Genomic DNA, 21,772 nt, shown 5'->3' on the forward strand with positions numbered 1-21,772 from the left:
TAGCGTGACGCCACCGACAACGGGGGGACGGACATGGGCGGACATCGCCGGGGGCAACGCAGACGGAACGAGCAGAGGACGGTGCGCGAGGTCGCCGCACTCGTCGCGGAGCCGGGGTCGCAGTACGGCAGCCGCTGGAACGCGGAGCCGTACAGGTTCTGCGACTGCGACGACGAGGAGTGCGTCGGCGGCGCCGTCTACTGCGAGAACAGGGTCTATGCGCACGAGGAGCTGGGCCGCGTTCTCGGCCGACCGGACCGACAGCGGGGCGGCTCGTAGGGTGGCAGGCATGACCACGCGCCCCGCCCCTGCGACCGTGCCTCGTATCGTCGGGCGGCTCGTCCTCGGTGCGTTCCTCGTGTTCGCCGGTCTGAGCCATCTGTTCTGGGCCAGGCAGGAGTTCGCCGCGCAGGTACCGACGTGGATACCACTCGACACCGATCTGGTGGTGGTCGCATCGGGTGTCGTCGAGGTGGTGCTGGGCCTGGCCCTCATCGCCCTGACGCGGTACCGGGTGGCGGTGGGATGGATCGTGGCGCTGTTCTTCGTCGCAGTGTTCCCGGGCAACATCTCTCAGTTCATCACGCACACCGACGCTTTCGGGCTGGACACCGATCGGGCACGAGGTATCCGGTTGCTGTTCCAACCACTGCTGGTGATCTGGGCACTGTGGGCCACCGGCGCCTGGTCGGCGTGGCGAGCACAACGGCGATGACCGGTCAGCCGACGGCCCGCGTCGTCATGCGGTGCACCTCGGCCGAGTAGGCCACCAGGGTCACGAGATCCACGGACACGGGCGCCGACGTCACCGCGCGGACCTGTTCGGCGACCGCCAGCTCCACCGGCCATCCGTACGCACCGCCCGAGATGAGCGGGAACGCGATCGAGGATGCTCCGAGCGAGTGAGCCAGGAGAAGGGAGCGCTCGTACGCGGCGCGCAGGATCGGCGACCGGTCCTCGCGTGCCGAGTACCGCGGCCCCACCGTGTGGACGACCCACCTCGCCGGCAGGCGGCCTGCGGGCGTCGCGACGGCGGCACCCGTGTCGAGTCCGTTCGGGAGAGTCGTCGCCCGCAGAATCTTGCAGGCGTCGAGGATCTCTCGTCCGCCTGCGCGGTGGATGGCGCCGTCCACCCCGCCTCCACCGAGGAGGGTCGAGTTGGCGGCATTGACGATCACGTCCGCGCGCACGGTGGTGATGTCTCCGGTGACCACATCGATGACACTCATGCTGCTGCTCCTTCTGCGAGGCGACGTCCCAGATCCGCGAGGTCCGCGGCTCGTCGTCCGGGGTACCCGTGCAGGATCGCGGTCCACGCCTCGGGAATCACGGAGGCGCCCCAGCGTGCGCCCAGCAACCCGCCGGCGATCGCCGCGGTGGTGTCGGTGTCGCCGCCCGCGCGGACACACGCCTCCAGCGCCGCGGTCAGCTGGTCCTCGTTCTCCTGCGTGGTCGTGATGGCCGACCACGCCGTCTGGAGCGCGTGCACCACCCACCCGTTCCTGTCGAAGTCCGACGGGCGCCCCTTCTCCGCGGCGTCGAGCAACGGCGCCCAGGTGTCGCGCATCGACGGCTCCGCCGCGTCGAGGTACAGCGAGATGCCGTCGTAGGTGCCGTGCAGGACGGCGTGCCGGATGCCGGCGCTCCAGATCTGGCATGCCTCCCCCGCCTGCGGATCACTGTGCGTCAGGGCGCTGATCTGCGCAGCGGCGGCCGAGAGCTGATCCGAGTCGTCGAGATGCGCCAACGCCACCGGGGCAGTTCTCATCAGCGAACCGTTGCCTCCCGTCCTGCCGGAGAGTCCCGCGGCGACGGCGGTCATCTCGGCGGCCGACCTGCTGCGCCGGGACAACACCGTGCGCGTCTGAATACCGACGTCCGCGGGGTTCGTGTCGATCCAGGCCACGAAGTTCGCCGCGACGCCGTCGAGTCCCCGGCCCTCCGCCAGCGCCTCGGCGATGCAGAGGGCCATCGACGTGTCGTCCGTCCACTCGCCGGGCGCCCAGTCGAAGGTGCCGCCGCCGATCATGTCGATCACCGTCTCGGGCGTGGGGTAGCCGAACTCGTATCCGGCACCCAGCGCGTCACCGGCTGCGGTGCCGAGCAGGACGCCCTCGGCGCGATTCTTCTGTTCGTCGGTCAGCTTCATGTCATCCCTTTGCTCGTTTGTGCGCTAAACATAACGCACCACTGCGCTAAGCTGCAACCCATGCCCTCCGATCTGACGTCGTACCCACGACCGTCCGTCGCTGTCGACGTCGCCGTTCTCACCGTCCACGGCGGAACGCTGAACGTGGTGACGGTGGAATCACCCTGGGGAGCTGCGCTTCCCGGCACCTTCCTACATTCGGGCGAGACGCTCGCCGATGCGGCGAGGCGCGCATTGAGCACGAAGGCCGGCATCGATGGCGTCGAGTTCCATCAGATCCGGATGTTCGACGCTCCCGACCGCGACGACCGAGGATGGGTGCTGTCGATGGCGCACTGCGCGGAGGCGCCCGCCGAGTCCTTGCCTCCCGGCACCGGCCTCCTGGCCGTCGAGGCGGATCGGCCCGTGGAACCGATGGCCTTCGACCATGCCGACATGGTGTCCGCCGCCGTGGACGACCTACGGTCCCGCTACCTCACCCGTCCTGATCCGTCGCACCTGCTGGGGACCACCTTCACGCTGCTCGATCTGCGTACCCTGTACGAGACCGTGTTCGACCGCCCGCTGCGCAAGGACACCTTCCGCCGCCACGTGATCGGTGCGCTGGTCGGTACGGGCGCCACCACCTCGGCTGCCGGCGGACGACCCGCCGAGCTCTACGAACGCAGACCCGGCGAGACGTTCCCCGGGTCCATTGCCGCACTGCTCGTGTAGGTCACTTGGGTAGTCGGTGCCGTGACGTCGGGATCCACCACGCCAGCGCAGAACCCGCCAGCACCACCACCAACGGCCAGACCATCGTGGTGTGCACCAGCGCCACCGCCCACACGAGGGCCACTGCCGTCACGACGACGCGTGCCGAACGTCGGCGTTGCACGATCACCGTCGCGAGCACCCCGTGCCCCACCGCAGCGATGAGGAGAACGAACGCCCACGCATCGGCGAGTGAGCCCACGAACATCGCTCCGGGCGACTCGTCCGCACTCGCGAACGCAGCGAGGGCACTGACGACAACGGCGCCGAACCCCGCGATCGCGGCGACGCACGCCACCGCACACTGAGTCGCGAACGCGAGGAGCACCGCCAATGGTGTTGCGTTGGTCAGACTTCCGATTCCGCTCGAGGGAATCGGCAGAGTGGTCGAGTGCATGGTGAAGGCCTTCCGATCGTCCGCCGTGGCGCGGTACAGCCTTCGACGCCGCAACCACCCGCTCGGTTCCCGGCGCGCATTTCTGCACACAGAACAGTTCCGGATGGTCGAATGTGCCCGTGGGGACACCGTTGTGCGCAGTGGGAGCGCGGAACCGTCGGGGTGGAGCGTGCGTCCAACGACGTGTGCGCAGGAACTGTGGGGTACTCGCTGTCGCGGCGGTCGTCGCGTCACTCACCGGGTGTGGTGACGTGAGCGGCACCGCCGAGCCCGCGGCGATGGAACTCTTCGACCCCTGCACCGTGGTGCCCGACGAGGCCATCCGGGCGGCGGGGGCTGATCCGGCGGAAGTAAGCGACTCACTTCTGGGCACGAGCAACGACGACCGATTCGCCCCCTGCGTGTGGGCTGCAGATTCGCATTTCGTGTCCGTCACGTCGTCGACCTCGGGTCTGGACGCGATCGTCGAAGACAGTCGCTATGTCACCAGATCGCCTGTCTCGATTGCGGGCCGAGAGGAGGCTTACTCCCTCGTCCGTCCAGACCCTCTCGGCACAGCGCCGTGCGACGTCGTGTTCGCCTGGGCCAGAGGAACCGTGATGGTGACCTCAGATCGTATGGTCGGCACTCATGTCGGCGATGACGACACGTGCGCGCTGGCGCTGTTCGCCGCGAACACCTTCAACCCTTACCTGCCGAAGTGACCAGACCGAACGGAAGCCTGCACGCTATGACACTCGACCTTTCGGACAGCGCAGCCAGTCAGTGCGCTTCAGCCTGCGACCGCTTCATCGATGAGCTTGCCGTCCTCGTCAAATTGGTTGGCGACTCGAACTGGGCGGCGGGTTTCGGCACCCTTCCCTCCGGTATCGCGCTCGCACGCAAATACTCCGACCTCACTCACGGCCCGGAGGGTTCACTGAGCTCGGTGCTCGCGGCCCACATCACCGCCGTCACCAACCTCCGCGAGGCCTTCCTCGAAGCGGGTCGCGGGTACCAGGCGACGGAGGACGACTCGACGTCCCGCATCGGCAACACCGGCCCGCGCTGACCGACCCGCACTGCCTCCACCCCGCTCCGCCGGCGGGACGGGGTGCGCACCTCACGCAATCAGTGCACACCCCCAGCCCAACCCCTACCGCTCAGGCACACCGACCACAGTGAAAGGCTCCACCGGACTGCCCCCACGCTTGTCGAACTGGCTGTTGACCACCAGCAGCTGATCGTCGACGTCGGCGACGGTGGTGGGGTAGGCGAAGCTGGGGTCGGTGATCTCACCGGTCACCCGCCCACGGTTGCCGTCGTCGTCGAGATCGACTGTGGCGATGAGGCCGTCGCGATTGCGGACGACGTAGAGCGTGTCGTCCTCCATCTCCATGCCGTCTCCGTTCTGGAGTGTCGCGCCGCCGAGGTCCACCTGCGTGACGGCCTTGGAGTCGCGGGCCACGCGGTACAGGTTGCCGGTGCTGGACTGCACGATCACCAGCGCGTTGTCGTCGTCCGCCTCGACAATGCCGTTGGCGTTGAAGCCCTCGCCGTACGCGAACGGGGATCCGGTGAAATCGACGAACGGCTCCAACTGGCCCTCCCCGGTGGCGTTCGCCGGGATGCGCCACAACGTGGGGTTCCGAGAGTCGGTGATGAAGGCGTCGCCGTTGTCGGCGATGACCACGTCGTTGAGGAACGTGGCGTCCTGGCCGAGTCCGTTGGTGAACTTCCCGCGCAGTGCGCCTGACTCGGCGTCGTAGATCCAGACGGTGCCGGTCGCGCCGCCCGCCACGACGAGGGTGTTCTCGTCGTCGTCCCCGTCGACGTCCAATCCCGCCGCGCCGGTGCGACCGTCCTGTCCACCGGGGAGGAACGGTTCGACGGTGGTGTTGCCGACAGTCCCGCGGAAGACGGCGCCGTCCGAGGTCGACGAGACGTAAAACGTGTCGTCGTCCGCGGTGATGCCCTCGGGGAACACACCGGTTCCGGGCAACGTGTAGACGGTGGCGTTCGAGGCGGCACCCGCGGAGGACGTTGCCGCCGACGAGGACGTGGCCGACGACGATGCAGCAGCGCTGGAGGACGCCGGCGTCGCCTGCCCCTCCTCGCTCGACGACGAGCAACTGGTCAGAACGAGGGCGGTGGCGCCGGCGAGGGCGACAGCGGCGGACAGTCCGGTGCGGTTCATGACTCCACCATGCCCCATTGGTCCGAAAAGCGAGGTCAGGCTGTGTGACGGTCCGAACGAGAGGTGTTGTCGATGGCGACCTCGAGGTACTCGCCGAGCTGCTCCTGCAGGTTGCGGTCGAGCGTGCGGCCGAGCAACGAATGCACGGAATCGACTGCGAGAGTGCGCATGATCTGCAACATCTCGGTGGCCCGGAGGACGTCCTCGCCCTCGGGGATCCAGCCCTCGCCGTAGCGGTCGACGATGTGACTCTTCACAGTCGAGATCATGTCCTTGGACATTCCGTCGACGGCCGCATGCAGCCGTTCATGGATGTCCATGACCTCGCGGATTCCGAAACCGTAGGTCGCGAGGGAGGTGAAGCCCTGCAACAGCTTCGGATCGGTGAATGTGCACCGGTCACCGTCGACGCGGGCGAGTCCGTACTCCACGAGCCTGGACAGCTGGACGCCGTCGGGGTCGCCGAGCATCTCCCGTGCCTCGTCGACGGAGACGGACTGCCCCTCGCCGGTCGTCGACCACGGCTCGGTGAGGGCGCGCTGCAGACCGAGCACCTCGGTGAGGTCCTTGCCGCTCTCCCAGCCGTCGATGAAGTCGCTGATGTGTGTGGTCGTGTAGCCACGCTGGAGCAGGATGTCGATCAGTCTCAGCCGGGCAAGATGCGAGTCGTCGTAGATGCCGACCCGCCCCCGCTTGCGCGGGGGCGGGAGCAGTCCACGTTCACGGTAGGCCCGGACGTTGCGCGAGGTCGTGCCCGCGGCATGAGCCAGTTCGTCGATGCGGTACTCGGTCATCGACTCACTCCTCCACTCGGCCGGACCTCCAGACTAACGCTCGGTCACACCACGGCGACGACCTCGTCGACCGGTGCCGTCGATGCCGCCGTCACCGAGTAGTCCGGCAACAGCACCGTCTCGAGCTGCTTGACGTACTGCGTGGCGAAGCCCGGGAACATCGTGGCGTTGAAACCGTCCTCGGTGAGGTACCAGCTCGAGCACCCCGAGTTCCACGTCGTCTTCGTCAGCCGCTGCTGCAGGTCCGCGTTGTACTCGGCCTGCACCGAGGCGCGGACGTCGAGCACGAAGTTCTGGTTCACGGCGGTGGCGATGGCGTCGACCAGGTAGTCGATCTGCGCCTCCATGTAGACCAGGGCGGAGCTGTGGCCGGGTCCGGAGTTGGGCCCGAACGTGAAGTACATGTTCGGGTATCCGGACACCGCGATGGACTTGTAGGCGTGCGCTCCGCGGCTCCACTCGTCGGCCAGGACGCGCCCGTCACGCCCGGTGATGGGAATCGGCGACCCGGTCTTGGAGACGTCGAACCCGGTGGCGAAGACAATGGCGTCGAACTGGTGCTCGACGCCCTCGACCGTGCGAATCCCCTTCTCGGAGATCTTCGCGATCGGCCAGGTGACCAATGTGCAGTTGTCCTTCTGCAGTGCCGGGTAGTACTTGCTGGTCATCAGCAGGCGCTTGCACCCGGCGCGGAACTCCGGTGTGAGCTGGCGCCGCAACCACGGATCCGGAACCTGACGGCGCAGGTGCAGCTTCGACACTCCCTCCACCACGCGGGTGAGCGGCGAGTTCCAGACGACACCGAGGGCGACCGACTCGTGGCCCCAGAACCAGGCCTTGCGCGCGACGCTCTGACTGAAGGGCACGCGACGATAGATCTCGCGAGTCAGACCGCGGGTGCGGAAGTTGGTGCGGGGCAGCACCCATCCCGGTGTGCGCTGGAAGACCTTGACCGACTCGGCGACCTTCACCAGCTCGGGAACGATCTGCACGCCGCTGGCTCCGGTGCCGACGACGGCGACCTTCTTGCCTGCGAAGTCGTAGTCGTGGTCCCACCGGGCACTGTGGATCTTCGCTCCCGCGAAGGTCTCGACGCCGCGGATCTTGGGCAGGCTGACGTTCGCCAACGGTCCCGACGCCATCACGACGGTGCGGGCGAGGACGGGTTCCCGATCCTGGACCGAGATCTCCCACAGCGACCGGGACTCGTGCCAGGTGACGTCCACGACGGTGTGACCGAACCGGAGGTAGCGGCTCAGCTCGAACTTCTCGACCATCGAGTCGATGTAGCCCAGGATCTCCGCACTCCCGGAGTAGGTGTGCGACCAGTCCGGATTGGGCGCGAAGCTGTAGGAGTACAGGCAGGACGGAATATCGCAGGCTGCACCGGGATACGTGTTGTCACGCCAGGTCCCACCGGCACGGGTGCCGCGTTCGAGGACGGCGATGTCGCGAATCCCCCGTTGCTGCAGCCGGATCGCGGCACCGATGCCGGCGAATCCGCCTCCGATGATGGCGGTGGAGAGGATCTCGGTCATGCGACGGGCTCGTACGTGAGTTCCTTGGACCACGTGGGCTGCGGGCGCAGCAACCGCTTCGGGTACTTGGCCGTCAGCGTCACCATCGAGTCGGCGAATTTGTGATACGGGTGATCCCGGTTGATGACGACGCTGCCGTGCCAGCTGATGAAGCGGTACATCGGCAGGCGTTTCGGGAACTCGCTGCGCTCGCCCACCTTCTTGAAGCGCTTCATCGCGGTGTAGAGGCGCTCCTCGTCGACGCCCATCTCGACGATGTTGTCGCGCATCTTGTTCAGCAGCGGAATGTACCGCAGGGTGCCGATGATGAGCGACGGATGCATCCAGGCGCCGATCGTCTCGACGAGAATGCGGCGCATCTTCGCGTGGCCCAGCAGATCGATGACCTCGAAGTCGACGGCGAGGTGCCGCGACTCGTCGGCGTTGATGCGCTTGAACACTTCCTGGCAGACCGGGTCGTCGATCTCGTCGACGATGAACTTGACCAGCGCACCGTCGAGCGCGACCTCGAGCATCGGGATGACGGTGCCCAGCACGGCGAGCGGCGTCTGGTCGGAGTACTTGTCGAGCCAATCGATGATCAGCTTGACGTTGACGTTCGGCTGCGGGATCTCGTCGTTCTTGAGCATACCCCACCGGCGCATCAGTGCCAGTTCGGCATTCGCGTGCTTCTGCTCCTCCGCGTGGAAGTAGCGGTAGATCTCGCGCAGTGTCTCGGTGGGAGCCTTGCGTGCCATCGCGGCGAATCCGCGCGCACCGACGTTCTCGATCCACATGAGGTCGGACAGGAACGGCTTGAGCTTGGCGTGCTGCTCCGGCGGGATCATCTCGGCACCGGGGGCGTCCCAGTCGATGTCCGCGAGAGACCACTGGCGGTCCTTGATCTTGTCCAACATGGCGTCGAAGTCGAAGGCCATCGTCATACTCCTGTCGAGGCGGAAACAGCGGGAAGGGACTGTGGGGTGGGCTCGCCGGGAAGCAGGCGGTCGAGCAGCCCTGCTCCGCGGGTGTAGAGGGTGGGAAGGAGCCGTTTCGTCAGCCAGACGGCTTTCGCGTCGAGCTGGGGCACGACGTAGAGGCGGTTCCTGTCGTGCGCGTTCAGCGTGGTGACGGCGATGCGCTCGGGAGAGAAGCCGGTCCACCGCATCAACTTCTGAGCGAGTTCCGTGGAGCGCTCGGTGATGCGACCGTCGACTGCGACGTTGGTCTTGACGAAGGTCGGGCACAGCACCGTCACGTGGACACCCGACCCGGAGAGTTCCGCCGCGAGAGTCTCGGACAACGACATGACGCCCGCCTTGCCGACGTTGTACGGGCCCATCGTCGGAGCCGCGGCGAATCCTGCCGCGGAAGCGACGTTGATGATGCCGCCGCGACCCGCGGTACGGAGCAGCGGAACGAACGTCTCGCAGCCGTGGACCACTCCCCACAGGTTGATGCCGAGTGCCCAGTTCCAGTCCTCGAATCCGATGGCGCCCACCGGCTTGCCACCGATGCCGACACCGGCGTTGTTGATCACGAGCGTCGGCGCGCCACCGAACTCGAGTTCGGCGAACAGCGCGAGATCCTCGACCTGCGACTGCACGGCGACGTCGCACTGGACGGCGAAACCGGGGCCATCGAGCATTCGCACCGTCTCCTCGGCGCGTTCGAGCGAGATGTCCGCGCAGACGACGCGGCCACCGCGGCGGGCGATCTCGAGTGCGAAGGCGCGGCCGATGCCACTGCCGGCGCCGGTGACCACGGCGTCCGCCCCGTGGGTCAGGCGTGGTCTGGATCGAGAGAACATCAGTGTCTCGTCTCTGTTCGATGGAGGGCTGTCAGGGCATGCGCGGCGCGGGCGAGTGCCCGGTCCGCTTCCGGGCTGATGCGCGGCAGAGCCTGGAACACGTGCATCTGGTCGGGCCAGATCTCAAGCGTGCACGTGCCACCGGCGTCGACCACCAGGTCTTGCAGGTGCTCGGCATCGGCGACGAGCATCTCCGCACCGCCGGCCTGAACCAGGAAGTGCGGCAACGCCGTTCCCGCCTCGACCGCAAGTCGCAGGCGCGGCCCGTCGGGATCCTCGCCGCGTGTGTAGAGCGAAGTGAGTGCCCGTGCCGCCGCTGCGGAGATCATCGGGTCGCGCCGCTCACGCTCCCGGTTCTGCGCGAGGGTGAAGGTCAGGTCGATCAGCGGCGAGAACAGGAGGACCGCACTCGGCTGGGGCGCCGATCGTCGGGCGTTGTCCAGCACCAGGTCCAGCGCGAGGTGACCGCCCGCCGAATCACCGGCCACCACGACCGACTCGGGTGCGTGGCCGCTCGCCAGCAGCCAGCGGTACGCCCGCTCGACGTCGTCGGCCGCGGCGGGGAAGGGGAACTCGGGTGCGAGTCGGTAGTCGACAACGAAGACCGGACGCTGCGTCGCGCGGGAGAGCCGCGACGCCAGGCCACGGTGCGTCCGTGCGGAACAGATCGCGTACGCGCTGCCGTGCAGATAGAGGATCGGGCCGGCAGTGTCCACGGAAGCATCCCCACCCTCGACCCACTCCCCGACCACACCGTCCTCGCGCACGGTGCGGACGACCGTGCCGGGTGCGACTCCGCCGCAGGCGCGCATGGCGACCTCGACGAGGACGCGGGCGACGCGTTCGCCGCCGCGTCCGAACGGCAACCGGGACGCGACGGGTCGCAACGTCGACTGCGTGGCTCGGGCCGCGGCGCGGGACCGCAGGGACCCTCGCTCGGGGATCGGACGCGTCGATATCATGCCGGAAGCGTCACGTACGACTGTGCCATTTGTCAATGGCCTATAGTTCAATGAAACAATCTTCGGTGTAGTCCGGAGTGCCGGACGCACCCGGCCGACGAGGGGAAGACATCGTGGCGATCGACTCCGCGGACATCGCCGTCCGCACGCTCCGACTGCAGGTCGACGAGGTGATCCGCGAGACGGCGGACGCGGTGACGTTGGTCCTGTCCACCGCTGACGGCGAGGCCCTGCGCTATCGCCCGGGCCAGTTCCTCACGGTCGAGATTCCTCTGAGCGACGGCAGTTCCGCCGCACGGTGCTACTCGTTGTCGAGCAGTCCCGACACCGGCGAGCGCCCCGCGATCTCCGTCAAGCGCACCGCGGGCGGCCTCGGATCCACCTGGTTGTGCGACACCGTGACGGCAGGATCCGCACTGACGACGCTGGCTCCCGCGGGCACCTTCGTTCCGGCGCGGTGGGATCGTCCGCTCGTCCTCGTCGCGGCCGGCAGCGGCATCACGCCCGTGCTGTCCATCCTCAAGACCGCGCTGGCGTCGCACGACGGGCCGGTCGTGTTGTTCTACGCGAACAGAGACCCGGGTTCGGTCATGTTCGCCGCCACACTCGACGATCTGCAGCAGCGGCATCCGGATCGCCTCACGGTGCGGCACTGGCACGAGTCGGCGTCGGGCCTGCCCACTGCCACCGGTCTCACCGACGTCGTCTCCGGTATCGCCGGCGCCGACGCGTACCTCTGCGGCCCGACGCCGTTCATGGAGGTCGCACAGCAGGGGCTCCTCGCGGCGGGTGTCTCGCCCGAGAACATCCACCGTGAGGTGTTCTCGTCGATCACCACCGACCCGTTCGACGCCGTCCTCGTCGAGACGTCCCCGGGCACCGGCGTTCCCGTGTCCGCGGAGGTCGAGGGCGATGATCACTCGTTCCACTGCGCACCCGACACCGTGTTGCTCGACGCCATGCTCGCCGAGGGAATCGACGCCCCGTTCGTGTGCCGCGAGGGCAACTGCGGCGCCTGCGCGTTCACCCTCGTCAGCGGTGACGTGCACATGCGCGTCAACGACACGCTGGATCAGTACGAGTTCGACCGGGGAGTGCGCCTGGCCTGCCAGTCGGTGCCCGTGTCCAACGCTCTCACCATCCGCATCGACTGACCGACCGAATCCCTGACACCACAGCCGCACGAGGAGACTTCATGCCCGTCATCACCAAGCACGTCGAGATCGCCGCACCGGCGTCGGCGACCTTCGACTACCTGTCCTCGTACGAGAACGTGCCGGACTGGATGTTCGGCGTCACCTCGTTCGTCCCCGTCGGACCGGTGTCGCGCGGCACCGGTGACCGCTTCGACGCCGAGATGAAGCTCGGACCCAAGGCGCTGCACTCCACGGTGGACATCGTCGAGTGGGTCGACGGTTCCGTCATCGCGTTGTCGTCGGTCAAGGGTTTCGAGACCAGTTCTCGCTGGGTGGTCACCCCTGTGGACGACGGGCACTGCGTCGCGGACGTCGAGTTCCGCTACGAGTTCCCCGGCGGCTTCACGGGCAAGGCACTCGCGAAGGTGGTCGAGCCCTTCATCAACCAGGGGATCTCCGTCACCGATCGGACCCTGCGCTCCCGGTTGGAGTCGCCGCGCAGCACCTAGACTCTCCCGGTGACCAGGACGGACCAGCGAGGACGCATCGCCACAGCATTACGGCGGTGGTGTTCCCGCTTCGAGCCGATCGGCCTCGTCGTCGGACTGGTCTTCTACTGCTGGTCGATGTCCCCGTCGCTTCTCCCCCGGCCGTGGTATCTCCAGGCCGTCGCCACGGGCCTCTCGGTCGCGTGCGGATACGGCGTCGGGGTCGTCGCCGTGTGGGGCGTCCGGCGAATGGAGCTCACTCGCGAGTGGCCCGAACGGCTGAGGCGGTGGGGCTGGTCCGCGATCGGCGCCGCCGCCGCCGTCGTCCTCCCGCTGTTCCTCGTCCTCGGGGCGTGGTGGCAGAACATTTCTCGCGAACTCGTGGGCATCGAACCGAGCCAGTCGCGGGACTACGCCGGGGTCTTCGTCGTCGCTGCGATCGTCGTCGTTCTGGTGATCACGCTGGCGCGCGGAATCCGCCGCGTCACTGACCTTCTCATCGCGCTGATCGGTCGTGTTCTTCCGCCGCCCGTCTCGCGTGGTCTCGCCGTCGTCGCCATCGGTGTGGTGCTGGTCGTCGCGATCGAAGGGCTCCTCACGACCGGGATCTCACGCATCTCCAACGGGTCCGCCGCCGCGGCCGACACCGGGAGCGCCGAGGGCGTCGAGCGACCGTCGGCGCCCGAACGGTCGGGCTCGCCCGCGTCGGACGAGGCGTGGGACTCCCTGGGCCGCGAGGGGCGCACCTTCGTCGCGGGCGGCCCGACGTCGGACGAGATCACCTCGGTGACGGGCCGGCCCGCCCTCACCCCGATCCGGGTCTATGCGGGACGCAAGTCCGTCGATGCCGACGGGCTGGGCCTCGGCCGCGCCACAGTCGACTCGCTCGCCGATCGACTTGTCGCCGAACTGGATCGGACGGGCGCCTTCGACCGCGAGTACCTGGCGATCGCGACGACCACCGGTCGAGGGTGGGTCAACGCGTCCGTCGCGTCCGCACTCGAGTACCTCGCCGGCGGCGACACGGCGATCGCCGCGATCCAGTACTCGTATCTGCCGAGCCCGTTGGCGTTCCTCGCCGATCGCAACACCCCGCTCATCGCAGGCCGCGCCGTCTTCGAGACCGTGTACCGGCGTGTGCAGGACCGTCCCGAGAACAACCGCCCGAAGCTTCTCACCTTCGGTGAGTCACTCGGGTCGTACGGAGGCCAGGATGCCTTCTCCGGAGTGCAGGACATGCTGGCTCGTACCGACGGCGCGCTCTGGGTGGGGACGCCCAACTTCTCCGAGCAGTGGTCGCGCGTCACCGACTCGCGAGATCCGGGCAGCCCCGAGATCCTGCCCGTGGTCTACGGCGGACAGAACGTCCGCTTCGCCGCGGGGCCGTCGGACCTCGACGCACCCGGCCTGGTGGACTGGGAGAGCCCGCGCATCGTCTACTGGCAGCACCCCAGCGATCCGATCGTCTGGTGGTCGTTCGACCTGCTGTTCGGTAAGCCGGACTGGCTCCGGGAGCCGCGAGGTGTCGACGTCGACAAGGGGATGACGTGGATCCCCCTGGTCACCTTCTGGCAGGTGACGCTCGACATGGCGCTCGCTGCCGAGGTGCCGGAAGGCCACGGTCACGCCTACGGTGCCGACGCGGCCTCCATGTGGGCGCCCATTCTGAACGTCGACGACTCAGAGCTGGTGGACCGCGTCACCGACGCGATGCGGTGACTCCCTGAGGGTGCTCGCGCGTACCCACCACGCGAGCGAGATCAGCGCGATCACCTCCACGACGACGAGGATCCGTTCGACGTGTCCGAGCGTCACGACGCGGTACCATGGTGTCGAGGTGGTCATGCCGACGAACAGCGCGTACCCGATGGGTGCGATGGCCACGACGGACAGCACTCCCAGCACGAACGTCCGTCGGGCGTGACGTGCCCACTCGCTCGACCGGATCCACGGTGCGGCGAGAGCGATCACTGCCACCGGGATGCTGACGAACGCGACCGCCGCACCCGCGCGGTGCACCGCCCCGCCGAGGCCGAGCGTCGCGTCGTTGCTCCAGTCCTGCTTGGGAACCGCGACCACGGCGATGAGTCCTACCGTCCACAGTGTCATCGCCACCGCGGCGACCGACGACGCGCGCAGCAACGACTGCCGGACGGCTGCGACGAGCACGGCGCCGGATCCGACGGCGAGGAGCAGCACCCCGGCCGTGAACACCCACTGCTGCGCGCCCAACCCGTACTCGCTGATGGTGCGGCGCAGATGCGACGGCGACCCGAGCGCGGTGACGACATCGAGGACGACGACCGTCGCGGCGCCGAGCAGGATGGAGAGAAGCCCGAGAGAGGCGAGGCGGGTCTGCACAGGGTCCTTTCGGCAGCGGATCTACGACTCCACTGTGCCTGACGGTGAGCCGGACACGGCGACCGTACGGAGACGCCCACGCGCGCGGTCGATCTGGTCGAGGCAGGAATCCCGCCCGGCCGGATCCGTCATCTCCCGTCGGCACGCCTCGTCGAGGAGGTCGAGGTGGTACCGGACGCGGTCGATCGACGCGGTGTCGGTCGCTGCCGCACCGAGCCGCTCCGCCATCCGGATACCGGCGGCGACCACCATGGGGCTCGCCATCGCGTAGATCCGTACCGCGCCGAGCGCGTGGTCGATCAGGTCCACCACGGGCACCCGACGAAGAACGATCCGTACCGTTCCGGCATCGTCGGTCCGGGCACCGCACGGCGGCGGACGGCCGACGAGAGTCACCATCCCGACGGACAGATCGTCGAGAGCGTTGCGCGCCGTGTACGGATCGTTGGTACCCGAGGACAGGGCCCGCACCGCCATCTCGGCCAGTTGCTCGACGGCGAACTCGATGTCGTGCTGCGGAGTCCGCTCGTCGCCGATCTCGACCGCGGACTCGATCTCGCGCAGGTGCGACGCGGAGGCGGATCCGCTCCACCGTCGCGACTCCGCGATGGCGTCTCCTTCGATCACGTGCTCGCCCGGCCTGCAGAGGAGCACGACGACGGCGTCGGCGTCGGCGGCCGAGGACAACGCCGCATCCTCGTCCACGTCGACGACGACACCGGAACGCGGAGCCCGCACCGTCTCGACGTGCTCGGGCAGCGTCACGTCGGAATCCGACGCCGCGTCGGCCGGTGGCTCCGTCGGGTAGAGCTCGTCGACAGCTGCGGAGAGTTCGTCCCGCACCCGCGAGGACAGCGTCGCCACCTGGATCGACTGGGCTATGTGGTGGATGAAGTACACCAGGACACCCACGTCGAGCACCGCGAGGAGCACGGCGACGTTCACCGCGATGTCGGGCACGAAGACGTCGCCGTCCGAGTCGAGCGACCGGATCGAGCGCAGCACCATCAGTGCGTAGAGGAAGGTCGCTCCGAAGATGCCGAGCACCACCTGGTTCCCGCGGTCCGCCATGAAGTTCCGCACCAGTCGCGGGCCGTAGGTCGAACTGGCCGTCGCGAGAACCGAGATGGTGATGGAGAAGGACGTCGCCGCCACCCCGAGCATCGACCCGCCGATGGCGCCGAGGATGTCCCGGCTGCCACTGGCGCCCACGTGATAGAGCAGCGACCCACCGATCCCGATGCCCTGATCGAGGAGCCATCGGTCCAGAGCGACCAGGAGTTGAGCCAGTACGACGGCAGCGACGCCCAGCACGGCGGGAACGAACCAGAACGTGCCCTGCAGCCGTACCCACCGTCGTCTCATGGGTTCATGGTGCCCTGACGGTGGGTCGACGTGTCAGACAACGGCGATCGCGTCGATCTCGACGAGCATCTCCTCGCGCGGCAGCCCGGTGAACACCGTTGTGCGACTGGGCAGGACATCACCCTTCGTGTGTTCGAGGACGAAGGCACCGTATGCCTCGTTCATGACGGCGAAGTCCTCACGCTTCGTCAGGTACACCCGCAGCATCACGACGTCGTCGAAGGTCGCACCGCTCGCCTCGACGATGGCCTTGACGTTGGTCAGTGTCCGCGTGGTCTGCGCCGCGACGTCGCCGGGGTAGAGGTATTCGTTGGTCGCCGGGTCGACGGGTCCCTGCCCGGACACCTGAACGAACGGGCCCTTGCGCACGCCCTGCGAGAAGGTGTGGGCGGGTGCAGGCGCATCGGTCGTGAGGACGGCGATCTTGTCGGTCATGCGTGTTCCTTCGTCGGGGTCGGACTCCAACCGAGTTCGGCGGAGATGGTCTCGGCCACCGCGCGCACCTGCGGCAGGGTGCCGAGAACGCGGGCGTGGTCGAGCAGCATGTCGGGCACGGACATCGACACCGCGGCGACTATCGAGCCGGTTCCGTCCCGCACCGGTACGCCGATGCAGTTGACGAACGACTCGTGTTCCTCGTGGTCCTCCGCGTACCCCTGACGGGTCACGAGGGCCAGCTCCTCGAGATAGCGCTCGGGCGAATCGATGGTGCGGTCGGTGAAGCGGGTGTACTCGATGCGATGGGCGACGCGGACCTGCTCGTCGACGGGCAGCCCGGAGATCAGGATCTTTCCGACGGCAGTGCAGTGCAACGGTGCCGGGCGCCCGACACGGGAGTACATCCGCACGCTCTGCGTCGCGTCGAACTTGTCGATGTAGACGGCCTCCCCGGACTCGTAGGTGGCGAGGTGGATCGTCTGCTTGGTCTCCGCGTTCAGTGTCGCGAGGTAAGGCCGCGCCAGCGTCCGGATGTCCCGCTGCTCCAGCGACCGGTTGGAGAGCTCGAAAAGCGTCGACCCGAGCCGGTAGCGATGTTCGTGGTCGTGCTGGACGAAGCGCTCCGCCTCCATTGCGCGCAGCAGACGCAGCACCGTGGTCTTGTGCACGTCGAGGTGGGCGGCCAACTCGTCCAACGATCGCGGCCCGTCGGCCAGCACGCGGAGCAACCTGAGCGCGCGGGACACACTCTGACTCATACGGCGATTCCCCTCTCGGCGTCGTAGTCGATGCGCGACCACTCCTCGTCCGAGGATGTCACCAGTGTGTCGAGACGGTGCAGCGGAAGGAGATGGGCCGCGTCGCCGTGCGCGGTGAGGGCGCCGGCGGCGCACAGGTGCCCCAGCCTGATCGCACGCTGTTGGTCGTCGCCGCGGAGGACGCCGGCCAGGTATCCACCGGCGAACGCGTCTCCCGCACCGATCTTCTCGACCACCGACAACCGCAGGGCCGGGACATCGACACGCTCGGCGCCGTCGAATCCCACGACCACGTGGGCGTCGTTCTTGATCACGAGGCGGCGCGGCTCGGGGAACAGAACACGCAGCGCATCGGGGTCTCCGGTGCCGAACACCGCGTGCGCTTCGTCAGCGCCCATCAGCGCGATGTCGCTGCGCCGGACCTGTTCTCCGAGAACGACATCGGCGCTCCCGGTGGTCCACAGCCGCGGACGGTGATTGAGGTCGAAACTCAGCAGACCGGGCGACGACGCCAGCGCGGCCGCAGCCTCGCGCGCGGTGTCCGACAGGGCGAGCGTGATGCCGCTGACGTGGACGAGGTCGGCCGCCGCGAGTATCGAAGTTGCCCCGACGATGTCGTCGACACACAGCGCACTGGCGGCGGAACCGCTGCGGAAGTACGTCATTCGACTCTCCCCGGCGGGCAGGTCCGACGCGTGACCGCTGCCCGAACCACGTTCCTTGACGTACATGCCGGTGGTGCGGGTCTCGTCGACGATCACCGCCGACGTGTCCACCCCACTCGTGCGCAGCGTCTCCGTCAGGTAGCGGCCGAAGCCGTCGTCACCGACGCGCGAGAGCCAGAACGCCTCGACGTCCAACTGGGCGAGGACCCGCGCGACGTTGGCCTCGGCTCCCCCGGCCGACCGCTCGAACGTGTCCGAGTGTTCGAGGGGGCCGGGCTGCGCGACCATGACGACGAGCCCCTCGCCGACACACACCACCCGTGAAGTCGCCGCGCCGGGTGATCTCACATCAATTCCCTTCGATGTCTTGCGAGTTGTCCCTGTTCGTTGCAGACTAACGACACCGAACACAGTTTGCAATCAGCGTTGCAACATACGCAACGCTACAGCGCCGCATCCGGCGCAGGAGGATTCGATGATCGACAAGGCTGCCGTCGAGGCGCTGCACGACCGCACTCTCGGCCCCGAGTACAAGTCCGTCCCACCCGCCGCGTGGGGTCTGACAGTGCGCGACTATCTGGCGACGGCGCCCACGCTGGCCGACTTCGCGACGCCGGTGGTCACGCTGGATCGCCGCCACCTCACGTCGAACATCGATGTGATGGCGCGCTGGGCCGATGCGGCCGGCATGCGCCTGGCACCGCACGGCAAGACGACAATGGCGCCGCAGCTGTGGGCGGAACAACTGGAGGCGGGCAGCTGGGGTATCACTTTGGCCACCGGGTGGCAGGTGCAGCTAGCTCGCGCGTTCGGCGTGCAGAGCATCCTTCTCGCCAATGCCCTGATCGACCCGGTGACGCTCCGTTGGATCTCGGCGGACCTCGACGCTCACGACGACGTCGAGTTCGTCTGCTGGGCAGACAGTGTCGACACCGTGGCACGCATGACGGAGATCCTGGGCACCGTGACACGACCGATCCCGGTGATCGTCGAACTCGGTGGGCCGCACGGCCGCACCGGGGCACGCAGCGTGGACGAGGCACGACGCGTCGCGGCCGCGATCTCCTCGTCGCCGTCGGTCACCCTCGCAGGAGTCGGCGGATACGAGGGCGCGCTGGCCCACGACCGCACGCCCGCAGGACTGGACGCCGTGCGCGCCTACCTCGACGAGGTCGCCGCTCTGCACGCCGGTCTCGCCGCCGACGGCCTGTACGAGGGACGAGCGATCGTCACCGCGGGTGGGAGCGCCTACCAGGACCTGGTGGTCGAGCGGCTCTCGTCGGTCGTCGACGAGGACACAGCCGTCGTGCTGCGCTCGGGCGCCTACGTGGTGCACGACGACGGCTTCTACGCCGACATCTCCCCGCTCATCGCCTCCCGCGTCGGCGAGCAGCACCTGTCCTCCGCGATGCACGGCTGGGCGCGGGTGGTGTCGCGTCCGGAACCCGAACTCGCACTGCTCGATGCGGGCAAGCGCGACTTCCCGTTCGACGAGGGGCTGCCGACACCGCAGCGCATCGGCGGCCGGGACGCGGAGGCCGGGCACCACATCTCGGCGCTCAACGATCAGCACGCCTTCCTCCGCACTCCGGGCACGGCCCGCGAAGACGTTCCCGTCGGGACGGTCGCACGGCTCGGCCTGTCACATCCCTGCACGGCGTTCGACAAATGGCGCATGCTTCCGGTCGTCGACGACGCCGACGCGGCGAACCCGCGCATCGTCGACCTCGTCCACACCTTCTTCTGATCATGACGGACATCCTCTTTCGCGGCGGTGACGTCGTCGACGGCACCGGATCCGACCGAGTCCGCGCCGACGTTCTCGTCGACGACGGACGCATCACGCGGGTCGCGGCACCGGGCACTGTCGCCGACGCGCAGACCGTCGTCGACGTGCCACGGGGCCACGTCGTCGCACCGGGCTTCATCGACATGCACGCCCACTCCGACCTCGGCCTGCTGACCGCACCCGGACACGTTCCGAAGATCACCCAGGGCGTCACCACCGAGGTGCTGGGTCAGGACGGCCTCTCCTACGCACCCGTCTCCGACGAGACGCTCGCGGTGATCCGCCGTCAGATCTCCGGGTGGAACGGCAATCCCACCGATCTCGACATCACGTGGCGCTCGGTCGCCGAGTATCTGGACCGGCTCGACCGGGGCATCACCCCGAACGCCGCGTACCTGGTGCCGCAGGGAACGCTGCGCTATCTGGCCGTCGGGGCGGATCAACGTCCCGCTACCGCCGCCGAGGTCGACCACATGCGAGAGCTGGTGGCACAAGGCATGTCCGAGGGCGCAGTCGGCATGTCGAGCGGACTGACCTACACACCCGGGATGTATGCCGACACGGGCGAACTGCGCGCGCTGTGCGAGGTCGTCGCCGAGTTCGGCGGCTTCTACGCTCCGCACACTCGCTCCTACGGCAAGAACGCTCTCGGCGCATACCGGGAGATGATCGAGCTATCCTGTGAGACCGGCTGCGCCCTGCACCTGACCCACGCCACCATGAACTTCGGCGAGAACAAGGGCCGTGCCGGCGAATTCCTCGACATGGTCGACGCCGCGATCGCCGACGGGTGCGACATCACGCTCGACACCTATCCCTACCTGCCCGGCGCCACCACCCTGTCCGCGCTGCTGCCTAGCTGGGCGATGTCCGGCGGACCCGACGCGGCGCTGGGCCGTCTCGACGATCCCGACGTGCGGCGCCGCATCACCGACGACGTGAACCGCTACGGCTCGGACGGCTGCCACGGCGTAACGGTGGAATGGGAGACGATCCAGCTCAGCGGCGTCGCGAACGCGGATCTCGACCGCTACGTCGGGAAGACCGTCCTCGACATCGCGACCGAGGAGGGCCGCGCACCCGTCGACGTGTTCTTCGACGTGCTGCAGCGAGATGCGTTGAGCACCACCATCCTGCAACACGTCGGGCACGAGGAGAACGTGCGCGCCATCATGGTGCATCCCCACCACATGGGTGGCAGCGACGCCATTCTGGTGGGCGAGCGTCCCCATCCGCGAGCCTGGGGGACGTTCCCCCGCTACCTCGGCCACTACGTGCGGGACGAGGGCCTGATGTCACTGGAGGACTGCGTCCATCACCTCACGGGTCGGCCCAGTGCACGACTCGGTCTCATCGACCGTGGCCTCGTCCGCGAGGGCTACGCGGCGGATCTCGTGGTGTTCGATCCGGCCACCGTCCGGGACACCGCCACCTTCGACCACCCCAAGCAGCAGGCCGTCGGCATCGCGCACGTTCTCGTGAACGGCTCCTTCGCCGTGCACGACGGCGTCCCCACCGGGACACTCGCCGGGCGCTCCCTCCGCCGCACCTCCTACGGAAGAACCTCATGACGACCCGATTCGACGACGCACTCGCCACGATCATGGAAGACCGCGCGCTCGTCGTGGTCCGCGCCCCGTCCATCCCCGACCCCGCCGCGTTGGCCGACGCCCTCGTCGCCGGCGGACTGCGCGCCGTCGAACTGACCTTCACCACACCCAACGTGCTGGACTGCCTGCGCGCCGCGTCGTCGTCCGGTGCCGTGATGGGTGCCGGCACCGTGATGACGGGTGATCAGGCTCGCGCCGCGATCGACGCGGGCGCACGCTTCCTCGTCACTCCCGGTCTTCGTCCCGATGTCGCCGCGGTCGCTCACGAACGGGACGTCCCCGTCTTGATGGGAGCACTCACCCCCACCGAGATCATGGCGGCGCTCGATCTGGGTGCCGCCGCGGTGAAGGTGTTCCCCGCGAAGCTGTTCGGTCCCAGCTACTTCGGTGATCTTCGCGGACCGTTCCCCGACGTCCCCCTTGTTCCGTCCGGCGGTGTCAATGTCGACAATGCCGCCGACTATCTCGCCCGCGGCGCCGTCGCCGTCACCGCGGGCACCGACGTCGTTCCACCAGCCACGGTCGCGGCGGGGCTCTGGGACGACATCACCGCTCGCGCCACCTCGTTCGTCCACTCACTCTCCCGCTGACTCTCCACATACCT

The 21,772-nt window shown here is 68.1% G+C and carries 25 protein-coding genes; 11 read left to right on the plus strand and 14 right to left on the minus strand.

All coding sequences use genetic code 11. From position 1 onward, the window contains the following. Positions 1-81: 81 nt before the first annotated feature. Complete coding sequence (locus tag JOE30_RS20035) at positions 82-279, plus strand: hypothetical protein (protein WP_204868720.1); 198 nt, start codon at positions 82-84, stop codon at positions 277-279. A gap of 10 nt (positions 280-289) precedes the next feature. After that, on the plus strand, positions 290-715 hold the full coding sequence (locus JOE30_RS20040; RefSeq protein WP_204868721.1) for a DoxX family membrane protein: 426 nt from the start codon (positions 290-292) through the stop codon (positions 713-715). Between the two features lie 4 nt (positions 716-719). On the opposite strand, the gene JOE30_RS20045 is transcribed toward JOE30_RS20040, so the two are convergent. Then, positions 720-1,229, minus strand: a complete 510-nt coding sequence (locus tag JOE30_RS20045) for an O-acetyl-ADP-ribose deacetylase (RefSeq protein WP_056448287.1) — start codon at positions 1,227-1,229, stop codon at positions 720-722. Further along, positions 1,226-2,149, minus strand: coding sequence for an ADP-ribosylglycohydrolase family protein (locus JOE30_RS20050; RefSeq protein WP_204868722.1), 924 nt, complete (start codon positions 2,147-2,149; stop codon positions 1,226-1,228). The genes JOE30_RS20045 and JOE30_RS20050 overlap by 4 nt, the downstream gene beginning before the upstream one ends. A gap of 60 nt (positions 2,150-2,209) precedes the next feature. Here JOE30_RS20050 and JOE30_RS20055 point away from each other — a divergent pair, with 60 nt between their 5' ends. Further along, positions 2,210-2,863: an NUDIX domain-containing protein gene (locus tag JOE30_RS20055; RefSeq protein WP_204868723.1), complete on the plus strand. Its 654-nt coding sequence runs from the start codon at positions 2,210-2,212 to the stop codon at positions 2,861-2,863. A 1-nt stretch (position 2,864) separates the two neighbouring features. On the opposite strand, the gene JOE30_RS20060 is transcribed toward JOE30_RS20055, so the two are convergent. Beyond that, the gene (locus tag JOE30_RS20060; protein ID WP_204868724.1) at positions 2,865-3,299 is read right to left on the minus strand and encodes a hypothetical protein; all 435 of its coding nucleotides are present in this window, start codon (positions 3,297-3,299) and stop codon (positions 2,865-2,867) included. 251 nt (positions 3,300-3,550) lie between these two features. Between JOE30_RS20060 and JOE30_RS20065 the strand changes: the two genes are divergently transcribed. After that, positions 3,551-4,003: a DUF3558 family protein gene (locus tag JOE30_RS20065; protein ID WP_204868725.1), complete on the plus strand. Its 453-nt coding sequence runs from the start codon at positions 3,551-3,553 to the stop codon at positions 4,001-4,003. A gap of 26 nt (positions 4,004-4,029) precedes the next feature. Continuing rightward, positions 4,030-4,350, plus strand: a complete 321-nt coding sequence (locus JOE30_RS20070; RefSeq protein ID WP_204868726.1) for a hypothetical protein — start codon at positions 4,030-4,032, stop codon at positions 4,348-4,350. Between the two features lie 84 nt (positions 4,351-4,434). Here JOE30_RS20070 and JOE30_RS20075 read toward each other — a convergent pair whose 3' ends face one another. Genes JOE30_RS20075 through JOE30_RS20100 form a run of 6 tightly spaced genes read right to left on the minus strand, consistent with a single transcriptional unit; the run spans position 4,435 to position 10,558 of the window. Continuing rightward, positions 4,435-5,475 carry an SMP-30/gluconolactonase/LRE family protein gene (locus JOE30_RS20075; protein ID WP_204868727.1) on the minus strand — a complete coding sequence of 347 codons (1,041 nt, stop codon included), beginning with the start codon at positions 5,473-5,475 and terminating at the stop codon, positions 4,435-4,437. Between the two features lie 35 nt (positions 5,476-5,510). Next, positions 5,511-6,269 carry a MerR family transcriptional regulator gene (locus JOE30_RS20080; RefSeq protein ID WP_204868728.1) on the minus strand — a complete coding sequence of 253 codons (759 nt, stop codon included), beginning with the start codon at positions 6,267-6,269 and terminating at the stop codon, positions 5,511-5,513. Positions 6,270-6,313: 44 nt separating this feature from the next. Then, entirely contained in the window at positions 6,314-7,807 is a 1,494-nt protein-coding gene (locus JOE30_RS20085) for an NAD(P)/FAD-dependent oxidoreductase (RefSeq protein WP_204868729.1), read from the minus strand. Beyond that, positions 7,804-8,724, minus strand: coding sequence for a ferritin-like domain-containing protein (locus tag JOE30_RS20090; protein WP_204868730.1), 921 nt, complete (start codon positions 8,722-8,724; stop codon positions 7,804-7,806). Before JOE30_RS20090 ends, JOE30_RS20085 begins: the two co-directional genes overlap by 4 nt. A 2-nt stretch (positions 8,725-8,726) precedes the next feature. Continuing rightward, positions 8,727-9,596, minus strand: coding sequence for an SDR family NAD(P)-dependent oxidoreductase (locus tag JOE30_RS20095; protein WP_204868731.1), 870 nt, complete (start codon positions 9,594-9,596; stop codon positions 8,727-8,729). Next, on the minus strand, positions 9,596-10,558 hold the full coding sequence (locus tag JOE30_RS20100; RefSeq protein ID WP_204868732.1) for an alpha/beta hydrolase: 963 nt from the start codon (positions 10,556-10,558) through the stop codon (positions 9,596-9,598). Before JOE30_RS20100 ends, JOE30_RS20095 begins: the two co-directional genes overlap by 1 nt. Before the next feature lie 113 nt (positions 10,559-10,671). Between JOE30_RS20100 and JOE30_RS20105 the strand changes: the two genes are divergently transcribed. The 3 genes from JOE30_RS20105 (at position 10,672) to JOE30_RS20115 (ending at position 13,901) form a co-directional block, all read left to right on the plus strand. Continuing rightward, positions 10,672-11,712: a ferredoxin--NADP reductase gene (locus tag JOE30_RS20105; protein ID WP_307806257.1), complete on the plus strand. Its 1,041-nt coding sequence runs from the start codon at positions 10,672-10,674 to the stop codon at positions 11,710-11,712. A 41-nt stretch (positions 11,713-11,753) separates the two neighbouring features. Then, positions 11,754-12,203 carry an SRPBCC family protein gene (locus JOE30_RS20110; protein WP_051613146.1) on the plus strand — a complete coding sequence of 150 codons (450 nt, stop codon included), beginning with the start codon at positions 11,754-11,756 and terminating at the stop codon, positions 12,201-12,203. A gap of 117 nt (positions 12,204-12,320) precedes the next feature. Beyond that, the gene (locus JOE30_RS20115; RefSeq protein ID WP_204870587.1) at positions 12,321-13,901 is read left to right on the plus strand and encodes an alpha/beta hydrolase; all 1,581 of its coding nucleotides are present in this window, start codon (positions 12,321-12,323) and stop codon (positions 13,899-13,901) included. Here JOE30_RS20115 and JOE30_RS20120 read toward each other — a convergent pair. Genes JOE30_RS20120 through JOE30_RS20140 form a run of 5 tightly spaced genes read right to left on the minus strand, consistent with a single transcriptional unit; the run spans position 13,863 to position 18,117 of the window. After that, a complete protein-coding gene (locus JOE30_RS20120; protein WP_204868733.1) occupies positions 13,863-14,543 on the minus strand; it encodes a DUF998 domain-containing protein in 681 nt (226 codons plus the stop codon). The two genes, JOE30_RS20115 and JOE30_RS20120, sit on opposite strands and share 39 nt — an antisense overlap. Positions 14,544-14,564: 21 nt before the next feature. Continuing rightward, on the minus strand, positions 14,565-15,908 hold the full coding sequence (locus JOE30_RS20125; protein ID WP_204868734.1) for a DUF2254 domain-containing protein: 1,344 nt from the start codon (positions 15,906-15,908) through the stop codon (positions 14,565-14,567). 33 nt (positions 15,909-15,941) lie between these two features. After that, positions 15,942-16,343, minus strand: coding sequence for a RidA family protein (locus JOE30_RS20130; RefSeq protein ID WP_027504901.1), 402 nt, complete (start codon positions 16,341-16,343; stop codon positions 15,942-15,944). Next, entirely contained in the window at positions 16,340-17,104 is a 765-nt protein-coding gene (locus JOE30_RS20135; protein ID WP_204868735.1) for an IclR family transcriptional regulator, read from the minus strand. The genes JOE30_RS20130 and JOE30_RS20135 overlap by 4 nt, the downstream gene beginning before the upstream one ends. Continuing rightward, positions 17,101-18,117 carry a sugar kinase gene (locus JOE30_RS20140; protein ID WP_307806259.1) on the minus strand — a complete coding sequence of 339 codons (1,017 nt, stop codon included), beginning with the start codon at positions 18,115-18,117 and terminating at the stop codon, positions 17,101-17,103. The genes JOE30_RS20135 and JOE30_RS20140 overlap by 4 nt, the downstream gene beginning before the upstream one ends. 127 nt (positions 18,118-18,244) lie before the next feature. On the opposite strand from JOE30_RS20140, the gene JOE30_RS20145 reads away from it, so the two are divergent. From JOE30_RS20145 to JOE30_RS20155, 3 genes are read left to right on the plus strand one after another with little or no spacing between them, the layout of a single operon-like run. Next, the gene (locus tag JOE30_RS20145; RefSeq protein ID WP_204868736.1) at positions 18,245-19,516 is read left to right on the plus strand and encodes an alanine racemase; all 1,272 of its coding nucleotides are present in this window, start codon (positions 18,245-18,247) and stop codon (positions 19,514-19,516) included. 2 nt (positions 19,517-19,518) lie between these two features. Next, the gene (locus JOE30_RS20150; RefSeq protein ID WP_204868737.1) at positions 19,519-21,129 is read left to right on the plus strand and encodes an amidohydrolase family protein; all 1,611 of its coding nucleotides are present in this window, start codon (positions 19,519-19,521) and stop codon (positions 21,127-21,129) included. Continuing rightward, positions 21,126-21,758 carry a bifunctional 4-hydroxy-2-oxoglutarate aldolase/2-dehydro-3-deoxy-phosphogluconate aldolase gene (locus JOE30_RS20155; RefSeq protein ID WP_204868738.1) on the plus strand — a complete coding sequence of 211 codons (633 nt, stop codon included), beginning with the start codon at positions 21,126-21,128 and terminating at the stop codon, positions 21,756-21,758. Before JOE30_RS20150 ends, JOE30_RS20155 begins: the two co-directional genes overlap by 4 nt. The last annotated feature ends 14 nt before the right edge of the window (positions 21,759-21,772 follow it).

This window comes from Rhodococcus sp. PvP016 (genome assembly GCF_017832185.1).
In the GTDB taxonomy this organism is placed as follows: domain Bacteria; phylum Actinomycetota; class Actinomycetes; order Mycobacteriales; family Mycobacteriaceae; genus Rhodococcoides.

What these genes read in the sequence shown, in the direction of transcription:
- JOE30_RS20040 (WP_204868721.1), top strand. Translation starts at nt 290, where the DNA reads ATGACCACGCGCCCCGCCCCTGCGACCGTGCCTCGTATCGTCGGGCGG.
- JOE30_RS20045 (WP_056448287.1), bottom strand. Translation starts at nt 1,229, where the DNA reads ATGAGTGTCATCGATGTGGTCACCGGAGACATCACCACCGTGCGCGCG.
- JOE30_RS20050 (WP_204868722.1), bottom strand. Translation starts at nt 2,149, where the DNA reads ATGAAGCTGACCGACGAACAGAAGAATCGCGCCGAGGGCGTCCTGCTC.
- JOE30_RS20055 (WP_204868723.1), top strand. Translation starts at nt 2,210, where the DNA reads ATGCCCTCCGATCTGACGTCGTACCCACGACCGTCCGTCGCTGTCGAC.
- JOE30_RS20060 (WP_204868724.1), bottom strand. Translation starts at nt 3,299, where the DNA reads ATGCACTCGACCACTCTGCCGATTCCCTCGAGCGGAATCGGAAGTCTG.
- JOE30_RS20070 (WP_204868726.1), top strand. Translation starts at nt 4,030, where the DNA reads ATGACACTCGACCTTTCGGACAGCGCAGCCAGTCAGTGCGCTTCAGCC.
- JOE30_RS20075 (WP_204868727.1), bottom strand. Translation starts at nt 5,475, where the DNA reads ATGAACCGCACCGGACTGTCCGCCGCTGTCGCCCTCGCCGGCGCCACC.
- JOE30_RS20080 (WP_204868728.1), bottom strand. Translation starts at nt 6,269, where the DNA reads ATGACCGAGTACCGCATCGACGAACTGGCTCATGCCGCGGGCACGACC.
- JOE30_RS20085 (WP_204868729.1), bottom strand. Translation starts at nt 7,807, where the DNA reads ATGACCGAGATCCTCTCCACCGCCATCATCGGAGGCGGATTCGCCGGC.
- JOE30_RS20090 (WP_204868730.1), bottom strand. Translation starts at nt 8,724, where the DNA reads ATGGCCTTCGACTTCGACGCCATGTTGGACAAGATCAAGGACCGCCAG.
- JOE30_RS20095 (WP_204868731.1), bottom strand. Translation starts at nt 9,596, where the DNA reads ATGTTCTCTCGATCCAGACCACGCCTGACCCACGGGGCGGACGCCGTG.
- JOE30_RS20100 (WP_204868732.1), bottom strand. Translation starts at nt 10,558, where the DNA reads ATGATATCGACGCGTCCGATCCCCGAGCGAGGGTCCCTGCGGTCCCGC.
- JOE30_RS20110 (WP_051613146.1), top strand. Translation starts at nt 11,754, where the DNA reads ATGCCCGTCATCACCAAGCACGTCGAGATCGCCGCACCGGCGTCGGCG.
- JOE30_RS20115 (WP_204870587.1), top strand. Translation starts at nt 12,321, where the DNA reads ATGTCCCCGTCGCTTCTCCCCCGGCCGTGGTATCTCCAGGCCGTCGCC.
- JOE30_RS20125 (WP_204868734.1), bottom strand. Translation starts at nt 15,908, where the DNA reads ATGAGACGACGGTGGGTACGGCTGCAGGGCACGTTCTGGTTCGTTCCC.
- JOE30_RS20130 (WP_027504901.1), bottom strand. Translation starts at nt 16,343, where the DNA reads ATGACCGACAAGATCGCCGTCCTCACGACCGATGCGCCTGCACCCGCC.
- JOE30_RS20135 (WP_204868735.1), bottom strand. Translation starts at nt 17,104, where the DNA reads ATGAGTCAGAGTGTGTCCCGCGCGCTCAGGTTGCTCCGCGTGCTGGCC.
- JOE30_RS20145 (WP_204868736.1), top strand. Translation starts at nt 18,245, where the DNA reads ATGATCGACAAGGCTGCCGTCGAGGCGCTGCACGACCGCACTCTCGGC.
- JOE30_RS20150 (WP_204868737.1), top strand. Translation starts at nt 19,519, where the DNA reads ATGACGGACATCCTCTTTCGCGGCGGTGACGTCGTCGACGGCACCGGA.
- JOE30_RS20155 (WP_204868738.1), top strand. Translation starts at nt 21,126, where the DNA reads ATGACGACCCGATTCGACGACGCACTCGCCACGATCATGGAAGACCGC.